The 15793-nt window shown below is 62.6% G+C and carries 19 protein-coding genes; 3 read left to right on the top strand and 16 right to left on the bottom strand.

The genetic code is table 11. The features are described from left to right. Positions 1-52: 52 nt before the first annotated feature. Positions 53-430: a DUF8017 domain-containing protein gene (locus RG2_RS31620; RefSeq protein WP_033236381.1), complete on the top strand. Its 378-nt coding sequence runs from the start codon at positions 53-55 to the stop codon at positions 428-430. A gap of 80 nt (positions 431-510) precedes the next feature. Here RG2_RS31620 and lysS read toward each other — a convergent pair whose 3' ends face one another. From lysS to RG2_RS29075, 3 genes are read right to left on the bottom strand one after another with little or no spacing between them, the layout of a single operon-like run. After that, the gene (gene lysS / locus RG2_RS29085) at positions 511-2022 is read right to left on the bottom strand and encodes a lysine--tRNA ligase (protein WP_033236329.1); all 1512 of its coding nucleotides are present in this window, start codon (positions 2020-2022) and stop codon (positions 511-513) included. Positions 2023-2033: 11 nt separating this feature from the next. Beyond that, positions 2034-2537 (bottom strand): anthrone oxygenase family protein, encoded by a 504-nt coding sequence (locus RG2_RS29080; RefSeq protein WP_033236328.1) that lies wholly within the window; start codon positions 2535-2537, stop codon positions 2034-2036. Next, entirely contained in the window at positions 2534-3367 is an 834-nt protein-coding gene (locus tag RG2_RS29075; RefSeq protein WP_033236380.1) for a Rossmann-fold NAD(P)-binding domain-containing protein, read from the bottom strand. Before RG2_RS29075 ends, RG2_RS29080 begins: the two co-directional genes overlap by 4 nt. Positions 3368-3447: 80 nt before the next feature. Between RG2_RS29075 and RG2_RS29070 the strand changes: the two genes are divergently transcribed. Further along, positions 3448-4425, top strand: coding sequence for an AraC family transcriptional regulator (locus RG2_RS29070; protein ID WP_051730700.1), 978 nt, complete (start codon positions 3448-3450; stop codon positions 4423-4425). On the opposite strand, the gene RG2_RS29065 is transcribed toward RG2_RS29070, so the two are convergent. The 6 genes from RG2_RS29065 to RG2_RS29040 form a co-directional block, all read right to left on the bottom strand. Beyond that, on the bottom strand, positions 4386-4808 hold the full coding sequence (locus RG2_RS29065) for a rhodanese-like domain-containing protein (RefSeq protein ID WP_033236327.1): 423 nt from the start codon (positions 4806-4808) through the stop codon (positions 4386-4388). The genes RG2_RS29070 and RG2_RS29065 overlap by 40 nt on opposite strands. Before the next feature lie 2 nt (positions 4809-4810). Then, on the bottom strand, positions 4811-5323 hold the full coding sequence (locus RG2_RS29060) for a cysteine dioxygenase (protein WP_033236326.1): 513 nt from the start codon (positions 5321-5323) through the stop codon (positions 4811-4813). A gap of 277 nt (positions 5324-5600) precedes the next feature. Beyond that, the gene (locus RG2_RS29055; RefSeq protein ID WP_033236325.1) at positions 5601-6416 is read right to left on the bottom strand and encodes a type III pantothenate kinase; all 816 of its coding nucleotides are present in this window, start codon (positions 6414-6416) and stop codon (positions 5601-5603) included. Positions 6417-6418: 2 nt separating this feature from the next. Continuing rightward, complete coding sequence (gene panD / locus RG2_RS29050; protein WP_033236324.1) at positions 6419-6865, bottom strand: aspartate 1-decarboxylase; 447 nt, start codon at positions 6863-6865, stop codon at positions 6419-6421. Positions 6866-6893: 28 nt separating this feature from the next. Next, entirely contained in the window at positions 6894-7826 is a 933-nt protein-coding gene (gene panC / locus RG2_RS29045; RefSeq protein WP_174557386.1) for a pantoate--beta-alanine ligase, read from the bottom strand. Continuing rightward, positions 7819-8760: a Rossmann-like and DUF2520 domain-containing protein gene (locus tag RG2_RS29040; RefSeq protein WP_033236322.1), complete on the bottom strand. Its 942-nt coding sequence runs from the start codon at positions 8758-8760 to the stop codon at positions 7819-7821. The genes panC and RG2_RS29040 overlap by 8 nt, the downstream gene beginning before the upstream one ends. Between RG2_RS29040 and RG2_RS32510 the strand changes: the two genes are divergently transcribed. Beyond that, complete coding sequence (locus tag RG2_RS32510) at positions 8741-8866, top strand: hypothetical protein (RefSeq protein ID WP_255285245.1); 126 nt, start codon at positions 8741-8743, stop codon at positions 8864-8866. The two genes, RG2_RS29040 and RG2_RS32510, sit on opposite strands and share 20 nt — an antisense overlap. 13 nt (positions 8867-8879) lie before the next feature. On the opposite strand, the gene RG2_RS29035 is transcribed toward RG2_RS32510, so the two are convergent. The 7 genes from RG2_RS29035 to ftsH all read right to left on the bottom strand — a co-directional run bounded on the left by RG2_RS29035 (position 8880) and on the right by ftsH (position 15605). Further along, positions 8880-10016 carry a DUF6779 domain-containing protein gene (locus RG2_RS29035; RefSeq protein ID WP_051730699.1) on the bottom strand — a complete coding sequence of 379 codons (1137 nt, stop codon included), beginning with the start codon at positions 10014-10016 and terminating at the stop codon, positions 8880-8882. Positions 10017-10086: 70 nt separating this feature from the next. Continuing rightward, complete coding sequence (locus tag RG2_RS29030; RefSeq protein ID WP_033236378.1) at positions 10087-10554, bottom strand: DUF3180 domain-containing protein; 468 nt, start codon at positions 10552-10554, stop codon at positions 10087-10089. A 17-nt stretch (positions 10555-10571) separates the two neighbouring features. Next, positions 10572-11075, bottom strand: coding sequence for a 2-amino-4-hydroxy-6-hydroxymethyldihydropteridine diphosphokinase (gene folK / locus RG2_RS29025; protein WP_033236320.1), 504 nt, complete (start codon positions 11073-11075; stop codon positions 10572-10574). Then, positions 11072-11437, bottom strand: coding sequence for a dihydroneopterin aldolase (folB, locus tag RG2_RS29020; protein ID WP_033236319.1), 366 nt, complete (start codon positions 11435-11437; stop codon positions 11072-11074). Before folB ends, folK begins: the two co-directional genes overlap by 4 nt. A gap of 1 nt (position 11438) precedes the next feature. Beyond that, entirely contained in the window at positions 11439-12251 is an 813-nt protein-coding gene (folP, locus tag RG2_RS29015) for a dihydropteroate synthase (RefSeq protein ID WP_051730707.1), read from the bottom strand. A 53-nt stretch (positions 12252-12304) separates the two neighbouring features. Then, positions 12305-12922, bottom strand: coding sequence for a GTP cyclohydrolase I FolE (gene folE / locus RG2_RS29010; RefSeq protein ID WP_033236318.1), 618 nt, complete (start codon positions 12920-12922; stop codon positions 12305-12307). Positions 12923-12980: 58 nt separating this feature from the next. Beyond that, positions 12981-15605, bottom strand: coding sequence for an ATP-dependent zinc metalloprotease FtsH (gene ftsH, locus RG2_RS29005; protein ID WP_033236317.1), 2625 nt, complete (start codon positions 15603-15605; stop codon positions 12981-12983). Positions 15606-15793 lie beyond the last annotated feature (188 nt).

Here is a 15793-nt window from a genome sequence, read left to right as displayed (position 1 = left end):
GGCTCAGTCGCCGGGTGGACCACCACTGAGGACACCATTATCTTTGGCGCACTTGGGGACAACCGGTCGCAACGGCGTCGACATCGACACCGTCGCACAAGAATGGGTCCACAAAGCCGATCTCATTTTTTCCGACAAGCAGGGCACCCACGCCACCATCGCCTACAGAGAACCAACTCACTTCACCATTTCCGGACGCCCCGCTGTCCGATACACCGTAACCGCCACCAACATCCCCCCAGACAACGAATGCGACCCGTCATCAGCAACATTCGACATCGTCGCCACACCTGGATACGCCACGGCGGAAGTGATGATCTTCCTGATCCAGTCAGATCAGGGTCACCCCGAGTCCCTCGACAAGGCAGCGATCGACCAGATCATCTCGACGATCCGAAAGTCGGAGACCACGGACGCAACAGTTCGTTGAACTGGCGGGCCCGAATCCGTCGGGGAACAGAAAAAGGGTTCGACCACAACAGTGTGCGGTCGAACCCTTTTCAGGAAAATCTAGCGAGCAGAAGGACGCACGATCGGGAACAGGATCGTCTCGCGGATTCCGAGGCCGGTGAGCGCCATCAGTAGTCGATCGATACCCATGCCGGTTCCCGTGGTGGGCGGCATGCCCTGCTCCATGGCGGCAAGGAATTCCTCGTCCAGCACCATTGCTTCGTCATCGCCGGCCGACGCGAGGCGCGCCTGATCGACAAAACGCTCACGCTGGATGACCGGGTCGACCAGCTCGGAGTAGCCTGTCGCCAGCTCGAATCCGCGAATGTAGAGGTCCCACTTCTCGGTGACACCCTTCTTACTGCGGTGATCACGAGTCAGGGGCGACGTCTCGACCGGGAAGTCCCGCACGAACGTCGGCACGTACAGCTGATCGCCGCACTGGTGCTCCCACAGCTCCTCGACAAGCTTGCCGTGGCCGTAACCCTTGTCCTTGGGAACCTCGAGGCCGACCTTCTCCGCCAAGGCGAGAAGCTCGTCGACCGTCGTATCCGGCGTGACCTCGGTGCCGATGGCAGCCGACAGCGACGGGTACATCTCGAGAACCTGCCACTCGCCACTGACGTCGTACTCGGAACCGTCGGCGAGGGTGAGGACCTGCGTGCCGAATGCTTCCTGCGCAACTTCCTGGACGAGCTCACGAATCATCTTCGCGGAATCGTCGTACGTGCCGTAGGCCTCGTACGTCTCGAGCATCGCGAACTCGGGCGAGTGAGTGGAGTCGACGCCCTCGTTGCGGAAGTTGCGGTTGATCTCGAAGACCTTCTCGATACCGCCGACGACGCAACGCTTGAGGAACAGTTCCGGCGCGATACGCAGGTACAGGTCGATGTCGAGGGCGTTGGAGTGCGTGACGAACGGGCGAGCTGCGGCGCCGCCGTGCAGCGTCTGCAGCATCGGCGTCTCGACCTCGAGGAAGCCGCGGCTCTCGAGCGCATTACGCAGCGCACGGACAACAGCGACACGCTTGCGGGCGTTGTCCCGAGCCTCGGGCCGAACGATCAGGTCCGCGTAGCGCTGACGCACACGGGACTCTTCACTCATTTCCTTGTGAGCGACCGGCAGGGGACGCAGCGCCTTGGACGCGATCTGCCAGGCGTCGGCCATCACGCTGAGCTCACCCCGACGGGAGCTGATGACCTCACCGTGGATGAAGACGAAGTCGCCGAGATCGACGTCGGACTTCCAGGCGGCCAGTGCCTCTTCGCCGACGCCGGCGAGGCTGATCATGGCCTGCAGCTGGGTACCGTCGCCCTCCTGCAAAGTCGCGAAGCACAGCTTGCCGGTGTTGCGCATGAAGATGACGCGGCCGACGACGCCGACAATCACGCCGGTAGCGGTGTCAGCTTCGAGTTCCGGGAACTCGGCACGGATCTGCGCCAAAGTATGCGTGCGATCAACCGAGACCGGGTACGCCTCCTGCCCCTGCGCCAGGATCCGTTCACGCTTCTCGCGCCGGATACGGAGCTGCTCGGGGGTGTCGTCGACTGGCTGGGCTTCTACATCACTCACGGGGTACAAGACTACTGGGCCGTGTCCACCGCGTTTGTTGCTGGTAGCACCGCGGCCACCGCGAGCACGATTCCCGACAGGAGGTACAGCCCAACCCTGACGTGATTCCATATCGTCCAACCGGCCTCGTATGACGACCATGCGCCTGCGTCGGTACCGCTGACCGAGGCAAAAGCGTCGTTGCGTGGAACGTGGTAGATCGCTGTCACCGCGAAGGACGCGAGCACCCCGACGCAACCGACAACAGCGAGCACCCAACCGTCCGGTCTCGAGATCGATGCCCAGATTCCGGCGGCGATCGCGGTGAGCGCCGATCCGACGAGGGGCAGCATCAAGGCACTCCGCGGTGCTTCCACGTTGAACGCCTGCATCGACGTAATCGCGGTATGTGCATCCACCGAGCGCAGGGCCGGCATCACGAAGGCGGAGAATGCGAACAGCGCACCGCCGGCGACCAGTGCACCGAACGCAGTCACGCCGACCAGCAACTCCAGAAAGATCTCGGATTTCTTCACGACCAGACCCCCGTTCGAGCAGCCTCGGCGGCAAAAGTGGTGAAATCTCGAGCGGGTCGTTTCAGGACCTCTTCGACGACGCCGGTCACACTTTGATTTCGTCCGTCGAGAACCTCGGCAAACAGGTACGTGAGCAACTCGACGACATCACTCGGGACGCCAACTTCTGCCATGCCGTCGGAAAACTGTTGCAGTCCAATCGTTTCGAATGACACCGCACGCCCCGACGCCGCCGAAATCGCCTCAACGGCCTCCGCGAAGGTGAGCAACTCCGGACCCGTCACCTCGAGAGCTCGGCCGAGGAGGTCGGTTCGAGTCAATCCGGCCACCGCCACATCGGCGAGATCGTCGACGTCGATGAACGGCTCCCCCACCTCGCCTACCGGAAGTTCCAGGTGACCTTCCCGAATCGGATCAAGTAGATACCCCTCACTGAAGTTCTGGGCAAACCAACTGGCCCGCACCACAGCCCATTCCAGACCGCTGTCGGCCAGAACCTGCTCGGCTTTCTGCGCCGCAGGTTCACCGCGCCCGGACAGGAGCACCATTCGCCTGACCCCTTCGCGATCCGCGAGATTCGCAAACTCCTCGATGTGTGTGCTCGATCCCGGAACAGCCAGATCCGGCGCATACGTCACGTATGCCACTTCGACGCCGGACACTGCGGGCTGCCACGTCGTCTGATCGTTCCAGTCGAAAAGCGTCCCGGATGTTCTCGACGCGATTCGGGTACGGATTCCCACCGCCGTAAGCCTCTGCGCAACGCGCGCACCGGTCTTGCCGGTACCACCGATCACCACTGCCGATTGAATGTCGCTTGTTGTAGTCATGAACTCATTCGACCCCGCGACGGCAATACGATCCATAGCCGAAGGTCGCAAAAACATACGCCAGCGTCTACCGTCCAATCATGGATGCATTGTCGATGATGCTCGCCGGATCGCGGGCGGAGGGCGCTTTTCTGCTGCGCTCGCTGCTCGATCCGCCCTGGTCATTACGTATCGAGGACCACGCGCCCGTCACCGTGCTGATTCTGGTTCGCGGCACCGCAGTCGTCGTCTCGGACACCGGACAGACCGAGAACCTCGAGGCCGGCGACATTGCACTCCTGCGCGGCCCCGATCCCTATACGGTCGCCGATAACCTAAGCACCCCGATCCACGTACTCATCGACGAGGCACAGAACTGCGCCGCAGTCGACGGATCACCACTCGAGGACATGTCGGTTCTCGGCGTTCGCACGTGGGGCAACTCGACCAGCGGCCAGACCGTCATGCTCACGGGCACATACCGTTTGGACTCTTACGTCAGCGGGCAGATTCTCGACAGCCTGACACCCGTCGCGGTAGTCCGTCGCAGCATGGAAACCACGCCGATGACGACGCTTCTGGAACAACAAATCGCCGCGGACGGGCCAGGACAGGAAGTGTTGTTGGACAGGCTCCTCGACCTGGTTCTGATCTCGGCGGTCCGTACCTGGTTCGCGGCGAACCCGGATCGATCACCGCGATGGATCAAGGCCTACGAGGATCCCATCATCGGGCATGCCTTGCGGCTCATACACAATCGGCCGGAACACCCCTGGACGGTCGCGACTTTGGCCCAGGAGGCCGGCTGTTCGCGAGCGGCCTTCGCGCGCCGGTTCACCGGTCTCATGGGGATCGGACCCGTCGGCTATCTGACCGAGTGGCGCTTGTCGGTGGCGGCGGATCTACTCGCAGACCCGGCACGAACAGTGTCGTCGATCGCGCGAGAAGTGGGTTACTCGAGCCCCTTTGCCCTCACAACCGCCTTCACACGACATCACGGGGTGAGCCCGAAAGCGTTCCGGCAAACCCGCCGGCCGCCTCAGTGGGCGGAAACCGCCGCCAACTCACGGGTGCAATGACGCACTCCGCTGAGCGCACCGAGCAAGCCCGCAGCCTTGATCGCCTTGTACCCGCCAACCAGATCGGTGGCGTTACGCAGGCCGAGTTGCTGCAACGACGCAGCGGCCAGACTGGAGGTGTAGCCCTCGGAGCAGACGATCACCCACTCGACGTCGTGGTCGGTGGCCAACGCGAGGTGTGCGCTGCTGGTGGGGTCGAGTCGCCACTCGAGAACGTTCCGCTCGATCGCGAGTGCGCCGGGAAGAGTTCCCTCGATGGCGCGCTGCGCCTGCGGGCGAATGTCGACGAAGATCGCCCCGCGATGAAAGGCTTCGGTGAGCGAGAAGACGTACATACGATCGATCTGTGCGCGAGCGTCGTCGAGCATTTGGTCGATAGTCATTTTCAAACTCCCTCGGGCTGGTCGGTCAGCTCGGTACGTGTGCGACGAAGTGTGTTGTTGTCCGTGACTTCGTAGTAGGACATTGCCGTCAATGGCGGCGAGTAGGCATGGACGCTCAAAGTCGGTGAATCAGAGCTTATTTCGATCTTCGATCCGGGCTGCGGCGGTGTCCATACGACATCGTGTACCCAACCGAGCTGGAATGCCGCCTGATCGCCGGCGTCGAGCTGACGCTCCACCAATTCTTCACCTGCCCAGCGATATTCGGTGAGCGAACCACTGAGAACCGTGAGGGCCCCGAAAGAACCTGCGTGGTCATGTAATTCGGTGTTACGTTCCGGAACCCAGCTGATGAGCCAGACGTCGACGTCGTCGTCGGCATACAAGCGAGTGGACCACCGCTCGACGGTCGGGAACGCCTCGGGAATGAGGTGATCGAAACGTCCGTCGAGAACACCGTTTGCCCCCTCGTCGGTGAGGCGCAGAAGATCAGCGGGACGCAAGCGGGTGGGCAACGAAGCCCGGTTCTGACGTCGTCCGGACGAACCGCGATTAGCACCGTTACCTGCGGAAACACCACGACCAGATGCAAGAGTAGGGGTCAAAACAGAGAGATCTGCAGAATATGTGGGTAGCACGAGCTAGCTCCAAGGAGATGTGAATTGGTCAAGGCAGCGGTCAGCCTCGACAACACTCCTGAGCACTCTTGCAGCGATTCACGTTGACCATTGTGGCACAACTTCTGCGATCGCGAAACCTGTGGAGAGAATTCCCTACGTCACACATGGACGGTCACGCTATCGGCCGTCGACCCGATCCCCTACGCGCCTGATTGCGCTCGAACACCAACCGCAACCCCTCGAGCGTGAGATCCCGTTCGAGGTGCTCGATGGTGGCGGACTCCGGAATGATCAGCGGTGCACTGTCTCCCGTGGCGATCACCGCGACGTCCAAGCCACCGAACTCCGGCAACTCCTCGCGAACGCGTCGTACCAATCCGTCTACAAGACCGGCAAAGCCGAACACCGCTCCGGACTGCATGCACTCCACGGTGTTCTTTCCGACCACCGAACGCGGACGCACCAATTCCACTTTCCGCAGTGCGGCAGACTGCGACGCCAAGGCGTCGGTCGAGATCTCGAGGCCCGGCGCAATACAGCCGCCCAGAAACTCACCCTTGCCCGACACGACGTCGATACACGTCGACGTTCCGAAATCGACAACGATGCAGGGGCTCTCGTAAAGATAATGCGCCGCAAGGCTGTTCACGATCCTGTCGGCGCCCACCTCTTTGGGATTGTCCACCAGCAGCGGCACTCCGGTTCGCACACCTGGTTCAACCACAACGTGCGGAACATGTCCCCAGTACCGCCCGAGCATCACGCGAATCTCACGCAGCACCGACGGTACCGTCGACAACGCCGCGACACCGGTGATCTGATCGACGTGCTGCCCCAGCAGCCCGCGGAACGTCAACGCCAATTCATCAGCCGTCATCCGCGGATCGGTACGCATCCGCCAGTCCTGCAACAACTTCGAATACTCACCAACCCCGGAGAACAATCCCAGAACGATGTTGGTGTTCCGCACGTCGACCGTGAGCAGCACGGTTAGACCAGACTGGATTCGCGCTCGGCGTCCAGGGTCGACAGCATACGAGGAGTGATCAGACCGGAACCTTCGGGTGCGTGTGCCGGGTCGGAACCAAGTTCCACCTGGTTGTTGTCGGCGTCGACGAACACTACTCGCGGGTTGTACTCCTTGACTTCCTGCGCGTTCATCACGCCGTACGCAATGAGGATCACGAGATCGCCAGGCTTGACCAGATGCGCTGCCGCACCGTTGATTCCGATGACACCGCTGCCGCGCTCACCCGCAATGACGTAGGTCTCGAGGCGGGCACCGTTGTCGATGTCCACGATGCACACCTGCTCACCTTCGAGCAGATCGGCGGCATCCATCAGATCCTCGTCGACCGTGACCGAGCCGACGTAATGCAGATCGGCATGAGTCACCGTCGCGCGGTGGATCTTCGACTTCATCATGGTGCGAAACATATCCAAGGTCCTTTACTCGTGAGGGGGCTCAGTGAGACAGCAGGTCGTCAACAGCGTCGGCGGAAGGGTCGGTGTCACGTTCGAGGAATCCGGTTCCCACCGCGACTCCCACGTTGTCGATCAACCGGGTGGTACCGAGCTTGGCGGCCACCAACAGTCGGCCGTCGCCGCGCTCCGGGGCGGGTCCGAGATCAACACCACGAACTTCGAGGTAATCGACCTCGATCTCGGGGACTGCGGCCAGAACGGCGCGCGCAGTCTCGAGGATCGCTTCTGCACCACCGGCGGCAGCATGAGCGCCGGCGATCAGCGCCGCCGACAGTGCCACGGCCGCGGTCCGCTGGCTCTCGTCGAGGTACCGGTTACGGGAGGACAATGCGAGTCCGTCGAACTCGCGGACCGTCGGAACACCGATGATCTGCACGTCGAAGTTGAGATCCCACACCATCTGACGGATCAGCGTCAGCTGCTGGTAGTCCTTTTCCCCGAAGTACGCGTGGTTGGGAGCCACGATCTGCAGCAGCTTCGCCACCACCGTCAGCATGCCTGCGAAGTGCGTCGGGCGGGCGCCGCCTTCGAGTTCGCTGCCCAACGGACCCGGCATTACTGTCGTGCGCTGACCGCGCGGGTACATCGTCTTCGCGCTCGGCGCGAAGACCAACTCGACGCCCTCGGCCCGAAGCAGATCGAGGTCCGCGTCGAGAGTGCGCGGGTACGCGTCCAGGTCCTCGCCCGCACTGAACTGCAGCGGATTCACGAAGATGGAGACGACGACAACCGCTCCGGTGATCTTGGCCTGACGAACCAACTCGATGTGCCCCGCGTGAAGAGCGCCCATCGTCGGAACCAACGCCACCTGGCGACCCACTCCGCGCAAGGCCTTCGACACACGCCGAATCATGTCCGGCTCGTGGTGCACTGTCAGTTCGCCGCGCTTGTATCCGCCCTGCAAATCACTCACGACGGTCACCTCCCGTTTCAGTCAAGATGTCGAACAATGTGGTGGGGGCGCCCACCCGCTGGGCCGATCGCAAGGACATCGCTCGATATCCGGCTGCAAGCTCCGGGTCGAGATCCGTCAGTACTCGTAAATGTGTCTCGACAGCCGCGGCATCACCGCGAGCCACCGGACCCGTCAATGCCGACGGGCCGCGTCGTAATGCGTTGTCCAAGGCAGCGGAGAGAAGTGGCTGCAAAACCCGCTCTGCAACTCCTCCGGGATCGCCGTCGATCAACTGCTGACCGAGCAACTCATCTCCCTGCAACGACGCGCGCAGCGCCTCGACGGCATCCACGACCAGTGTGACGAGGTGATTGCTGCCGTGCGCCAATGCAGCGTGGTACAGCGCACGGTTCTCCTCGCGGACCCGAACCGGTTCGCCGCCGATCTCGAGGACCAGCGATTGAGCGATCGCGTACCCGATGTCATCTGCAGCGGTGATCCCGAAGCACGCCGACGACAACCGAGCGGTGTCCTCGTCATGCCCGGTGAACGTCATCGCCGGATGGATAGCCAAAGGCAGCGCGCCCAGTTCCGTCAACGGAGCCAGGATGGAAATCCCATTGGCGCCGGATGTGTGGGCCACAAGTGTTCCGGGCTTGACTGCGTTCGTAGCTGCCAGGCCCTTGACCAGATCCGCCAGTTGATCGTCCGGAACTGCAAGGATCAACAATTCCGAACGAGCTGCAACATCGGCGGCAGGCAGGATCTCGGAATCGGGCAGTCGTTTAGCCGCCCGCGCAACTGATGCCGCAGATACAGCAGAGCATGCGCCGACAATGTGTCCAGCACGCTCGAGTGCGGCACCTACCGCAGTTCCGACCCGCCCTGCCGAGACAATTCCAACCGTCAATCGCGCAGGCACAGGTCCGTTAGTGATCCCGAAGGAAGTCACCGGATTCCTCTCGTTCGTTCCAGTCCCGCTCTGCGGGTACCAGACGTTCTTCGACGAGGATATCCCCCGCGCCAGACGCGACGCTATGGACGAGCGAGTGATCTAGGACTCAACGGCTCTCAATCTTCACGGCGCCGACGGCGCCCTGAGCCTTCCGCCGGATTCGCAGAACTGAGATTTGCCATGATCTCGGCCACCGTCAAACCGTTGGAGTGAGCACCGCTGTCGGCACTGTCCGGGACTGCGCGACGCCGACGACGTGGTTCCTCCGTGGGTTCGGATGTTGGCTCAGGAGCACTGCTTGCAGGTGTGACAATTGGCTCAGGAGCACTGCTTGCAGGTGCGACCGCTGGCTCTTCGACTACTTCGGCGACCACTGGCTCTTCGACAACTTCGGCGACTACCTCGACCACTTCTTCGACTACTGGCTCGTCAACGACAGGCTTGACGGTCTCAGGCTTCACAACTACAGGCTTCGCGATCGGCGGCGTGACAACGACAGGCTTCGCTGCGGCAACAGCAGGCTCACGGTTTTCGCCGCGCTGCGCGCCTTGCGCCTGCTGCGAATTGCGTTTGACCTGAGCATTTTTGGCGGCCGCATTCTTCGCAGCTGCCTCGCGCCACGCGACTTCCTCGAACACGACGGTGGTTTCGGCGGTGACCGGACCGTCGTTCGGCGACGCCAACCCACCTACCTGGGGGCTCGGGGAATTGGTGGCGTTCTGACCGGCACCGGGTACGTACAGGCCCGATGCTGCGGGTTGATATGCGCTGTAGGAACCGCCGCCGAGTTCTCCGACGCGCGTCGAGTCGGCCTTCAAAGCCGGGCGTTCGGGGAGCAATCCACCTTCGAAGAGCGCTTCGAGATTGCGTCGAAGCGCCACCAATTCTTCGCGAAGTGCCGACAGTTCTGCCGAGTCGGTGCCGACTTCACGGCGGATGCGACTTTCGACACTCAACTCGTATTCGCGTCGAGCGGAAATCTCACGCTCCAGCTGCAGCTCGTACACGGTCTGCAAGTCCGCGACCTTTGCTTTGTCGAGCGCTGATTCGCGGCGGTACTTCGTCATCGCGATCGCACCCAGCGTGGCTGCCCAGAGCGCCACCACCAGTCCGACACGAAGGAGTTGAACACTGTTACTGAAGATCAGAAACAGTGAGGCGATGACGGCGAGAGCAAGAAGACCGGCAACGATCATCTGGCTCGCGCTGCGCTTGCTACGGCGCGCAGACTTCGATCGACCAGAATTCGTCATGGTTGCCAGGGTACTTGTCGAGAGCGCAGGTGCCATGGACCTTACCCATGCGATTCGCCTACCGCAGCGCTCAGTGCGCCGGCTCGTCAGGTGTATCTTCTGGCGTCTTACAACAGTGTTCGAGCCACAGCGCGGCTGCTACCAGCGCAATTGCTGCACCAAGTCCGACCCACGCCCCCGGCGTGTCCTCGGCGGCAGCTTTCAAAACGGATCGTTGTGGGATCAGATACACCAGTGCTCCGATCCACACCCCAGTGGTAGCTGAACCGACCAGTACTGACGCTTTTGCGAGCGCGAGGGCGCGTGCCGCAGCGATCGGGTGCAGTTGTCGATAACCGTCGCCGATCTGGCTTCCCTTGATCCGGGACCGAATGACAAACGCGAGGATCACCTCGGCGATCGCGGCCAGATACAGCGACGCGCCCGCGTACACCGGGATGGGCGGCATCGAACCGTAGAACACACGAATCAGAATCCAGGTGGCAACCGCGGCCACACCGGTCAAAACCAGTAGCTCGCTGATTTTTGTCGGTTTCATGCCCCGATCCTGTTCGGTCACCGAATCAGCACCGAATCCGTGACGCGCACTCCGTCGCGCTCCGAGCGATCGAGGTTCGCGAGCACCTGCGCAACAGCCCGAACCTCCTGATCGACCATCAGGGTTGCACCTGGTTCGACGTCAAGCCAGGGAATGAGTACAAAGGCCCGCAGATGTGCCCGCGGGTGCGGCAGCGTCAGCTCCGGATCAGCACTGACAATTCCTTCACAATCCACCACGTCGACGTCCAAGCTCCGCGGACCCCATCGCTGATCACGCACCCGATCGGCGTCTTCCTCGAGTTTGCGCGACCGCAGCAGCCAGTCGTAGCTTCCGGCCGTCGGATCGTCCACGAGTAGGACGGCGTTGAGAAAATCCTGCTGTTCGACGCCACCCCACGGCGCGGTCGAATACACCGGTGACACAGCCACTACGGCGTCTCCGAGACCGTCGACCGCAGATTGCAAATGGGCCAGGCTATCGCCGATGTTCGAGCCGATCGACAGAACGGCCCGAGTCATTTCTGCCTCGTCCGATGAGCAACGACGGCAACGTCTGCGAACACGAGTGGGATCGGTGCCGACGGCTTGTGGACAACAACTTCGACGCTCTGCACCCGCGTATCCGTCATGACGTTGTCGGCGATCTCGGCAGCAACGGTTTCGATGAGATCGCGTGACGGTCCACCGACAATCGCTGCGGCAGCCTCGGCCAACTCGCCGTAGTGCAGCGTGTGTTCGAGATTGTCCGACGCGGCTGCCGGGGCCAAGTCCATCCACACCGTGATGTCGATGAAGAAGTCCTGACCGTCACGCTTCTCATGGTCGAAAACACCATGATTGCCACGGACTTTCAGTCCTCGTAACTCGATCCGATCGCCCATGTCAGTCCCTTTCCCGTCCACGAGACCACGCTTCCACAACAGCGATAGCGTCGAGTGACGCCTGGGCGTCGTGAACACGAACACCCCACGCGCCATCACGTGCGGCAAGCGCGGAGACCACCGCCGTCGCAGTTTCCCGACCGGCCGGCGGCCGCGGCGTCCCGTCGGAATCGCTGAGCAGCGACCCGAGGAAACGCTTACGCGACGCCCCCACCAGAACAGGAAAACCCAACGCCGTGAACTCCGGCAATGCCCGCAGCAGTGCCCAGTTGTGGTCGGCGTTCTTCGCGAACCCCAGGCCCGGATCGAGGATGATGGCAGAGGAATCGACACCCGCTTTCAGCGCGAGGTCAACCTGAGTCAGCAGTTCGTCACGAACGTCGCTGACAACGTCGTCGTAGTGATCGGCGCTGCCGCGGTGAACGTAGTCACTCGCCGAACGCCAGTGCATCAGAACCCACGGAATCCCGGCATCGGCAACCACCGACGCCATGTCGGCATCTGCGCGACCGCCGGATACGTCGTTGACGATGTCGACGCCGGCTTCGATCGCGGCAGCGGCAACCGATGCGCGCATGGTGTCGACGCTGACGCGAATGCCCGCGGCCACCAACTCCTCGATGACCGGCGCTACCCGTCCCGCTTCCACTTTCGGATCAACCCTCGAGGCTCCCGGCCGGGTCGATTCGCCACCGACATCGACGATGTCTACGCCCAGAGCTTTCAGTTCCAGTCCGCGGGCAAGCGCCGCATCTCGATCGAGGAACTGGCCACCGTCCGAGAATGAATCAGCGGTGACGTTGAGGACCCCCATCACCAGCGTCCGACCCGGATCCGTCGACACGCCGCCCGCGGAGTTCACTGCGCTCACTTACGAAGAATGAGGTCCAGAGCCTCGGAACGCGAGGCCGCGCTGGACTGCAGGAGCCCACGAACAGCCGACGTCGTCGTGTTCGCGCCGGGCTTGCGGATACCACGCATCGCCATGCACAGATGCTCGGCCTCGATGACCACGATGGCACCGCGCGGATCGAGCTTGCGCATCAACGCATCGGCGATCTGGCTTGTCAGCCGTTCTTGGACCTGCGGCCGCTTTGCGTACAGATCGACAACTCGCGCCAACTTGGACAGTCCGGTGACCTTGCCGGATTTACCCGGGATATAGCCGACATGTGCCACCCCGTGGAACGAGACCAAGTGGTGCTCGCAGGTCGAGTACATCGGAATGTCGCGCACGAGCACCAGTTCCTGGTGTCCTTCGTCGAACGTGGTGTTGAGTGCCTGATCCGGTTCGGAGTACAGCCCGGCAAAGATCTCCTTGTACGACCGAGCCACCCGTGCGGGTGTATCGAGCAAACCGGGACGGTCCGGATCCTCGCCCACCGCGATCAACAGTTCACGAACCGCTGCTTCTGCACGGGCCTGATCGAACGGCCGTCCTGTTTCAACCGATACCAGTTCACTGACCACTTCATTCACCGACAACCGAACGCTCCTCGAGAGTTTGTTTCATACCCCGCCGCATGAGCCTAACGGCGGTTGGTCAGCGAGATCCGTCCGGTCCGTCCCAGCGCATGGTGCTCGGTCCGTCGTCGCTCGACGCGGCGTTGGGATCCGACTCCGGCGCCAGCCACTGATCCTGACCCTCGACGCCCGTGTTTCCACCGGCATTTCCACGGTTCGGATCGGCAAACGGCCCACCGTCCGGGTACTGCACCGGGTAGCTCGGTTGACCCTGTTGACCCGTGTAATGCTGGGTCGGGTACTGAGGCTGGCCCTGGTACTGCTGGCCCGGATTCTGCTGCTGGCCCGGATTCTGCTGACCATAGGCCTGCTCACCCGGATGGCTCTGCGGCTGACCGTACTGACCGGGTGCGGGCTGGCTGTACTGACCCGGTGCCGGCTGGCTGTACTGACCCGGTGCCGGCTGACCGTACTGGCCCGGCGCAGGCTGTGCCTGGTTGGGAGCGCCCTGGTTGGGCGTGCCCTGGTATCCGCCGGTCTGCTGGCCGGGGTACGCCTGCGTCTCGTTCTCGCGCGGCGGCCAACCCGGAGCCGACCAACCGGCCGGTGCTCCGTAGTCGGGAGTACCCGGCGCGGGTGCGGGTTGCTGGGGGGCCGCAGGCTGCTGCTGCGGAGCATTGGGTTGCGCGTAACCGTTGGAACCGCCGATGCTCGAGGCAGCGGGCGCACCCGACTTCACGAGCACGGGCGCCGGGGCCGGCTCCGGCCACGTCTCGCCACGTTCGATCGCCAATTCACGAGGCGTCTTGACCGGCGGACGATCCGACGGCGTGCGGCCGCCGAAATCATTGAAAGCCGTGATGCGCGGACGCTTTTCGACGCCGGCAAGAATCTTCTCGAGATCCTTGCGGGTCAACGTCTCACGCTCGAGCAGTTCGCTGGCAATGAGGTCGAGGGCGTCACGGTACTCGCTGAGAATTGCCCACGCTTCGGTGTGCGCGGCCTCGATGAGGTTGCGCACCTCCTCGTCGATCTCGCGGGCGATCTCATGCGAGTAGTCGGACTGCACTCCCATCGAACGGCCGAGGAACGGATCGCCGCCCTCCTGCCCGTAGCGGACTGCACCGAGCTTGGCGCTCATGCCGTATTCGGTGACCATCGCGCGAGCGATCTTGGTGGCCATGTCGATATCGGACGACGCGCCGGTGGTGGGCTCGTGGAAGACCAATTCCTCCGCGGCGCGTCCACCCATCGCCATCACGAGACGCGCGATCATCTCGGAGCGCGTCATCAAACCCTTGTCGTCCTCTGGCACCGTCATCGCGTGGCCGCCGGTGCGACCGCGAGCGAGAATGGTGACCTTGTAGACGGGCTCGATGTCGGGCATCGCCCACGCCGCGAGTGTGTGTCCACCCTCGTGGTACGCGGTGATCTTCTTCTCGTGCTCGCTGATGATGCGGCTCTTGCGACGCGGTCCACCGACAACGCGGTCGACGGATTCCTCCAGTGCGGCTTCCGTGATGACGGTGCCGTTCTCGCGCGCCGTGAGCAGTGCGGCCTCGTTGATGACGTTGGCCAGATCAGCGCCCGACATACCGACGGTCCGCTTGGCGAGACCCTCGAGGTCTGCGTTGGGATCGATCGGCTTGCCCTGCGAATGAACACGCAGGATGGCGCGTCGGCCGGCGAGGTCGGGGGCACCGACGGGAATCTGGCGGTCGAAGCGGCCCGGACGGAGCAGAGCCGGGTCGAGAATGTCTGGGCGGTTGGTTGCGGCGATCAGGATGATGCCGGTGCGGTCACCGAAACCGTCCATCTCGACGAGCAACTGGTTAAGAGTCTGTTCACGTTCGTCGTGCCCGCCGCCGAGGCCTGCGCCACGCTGACGACCGACGGCGTCGATCTCGTCGACAAAGATGATGCAAGGGCTGTTCTGCTTGGCCTGCTCGAACATGTCACGAACACGCGACGCGCCGACACCGACAAACATCTCGACAAAATCGGAACCGGAGATGGTGAAGAACGGGACACCGGCTTCGCCTGCAACAGCGCGAGCGAGGAGCGTCTTACCGGTACCGGGAGGCCCGTACAGCAGGACACCGCGCGGGATCTTGGCACCGAGGGCCTGGTAGCGCGTCGGGTTCTGGAGGAAGTCCTTGATTTCGTACAGCTCTTCGACAGCTTCGTCCGCACCGGCGACATCGGCGAACGTGGTCTTGGGCATGTCCTTGGACAGCTGCTTGGCCTTCGACTTACCGAAGCCCATCACACCGCCGCGTCCCCCGCCGCCCTGCATGCGGTTCATGACGAAGAAGAAGATGCCGAACAGAATGATCATCGGCAGGACGAACAACAGAATCGACGTCAGCCAACTCTGAGTGGTGACGGTGGTGTTGAACTTCTCGAGCCCGGCACCCTCGATGTCCTGGAAGATCTGCTGGGACGCACTCTCGGGGTACTTCGCCAAGATCTGCGTCTGGCCACCAGTCGCGTCGTTACCTTCCTTGAGCCACAGGCGAACCTGCTGCTCACGGTCGTCGATCTGCGCAGACGTGACGTTTTTGGCGTCTATCTGGGAGATCGCGACCGACGTATCGACGGTCTTGAAGCCACGGGTGTCGTTACCGAAGTAGCTGAAGGCGTAGATCACCATCAGCACGACGGCTACGAGTAGCACGTTACGGAACACAGTCTTACGGTTCATACAGGTCGGCCGAAGTGGCCGGTCCTTTCGGGAGTGCGGGTCTGCCGGTCGCCGCCGGCTGTCAACCGGACACCTGCAGGTTACCGTGGTCGGTCCTGTCTGTGCCCGTCAGCAGCCGTCGACGTCGATCGAAACGATCGTCTGCAATTTCAACGACGACCAAGACCACGAGGTTCCCGAGCAACCAC

The organism is Rhodococcus globerulus NBRC 14531 (genome assembly GCF_001894805.1).
In the GTDB taxonomy this organism is placed as follows: Bacteria; Actinomycetota; Actinomycetes; order Mycobacteriales; family Mycobacteriaceae; genus Rhodococcus_F; species Rhodococcus_F globerula.
This window is presented reverse-complemented; position numbering and strand designations above follow the sequence as displayed.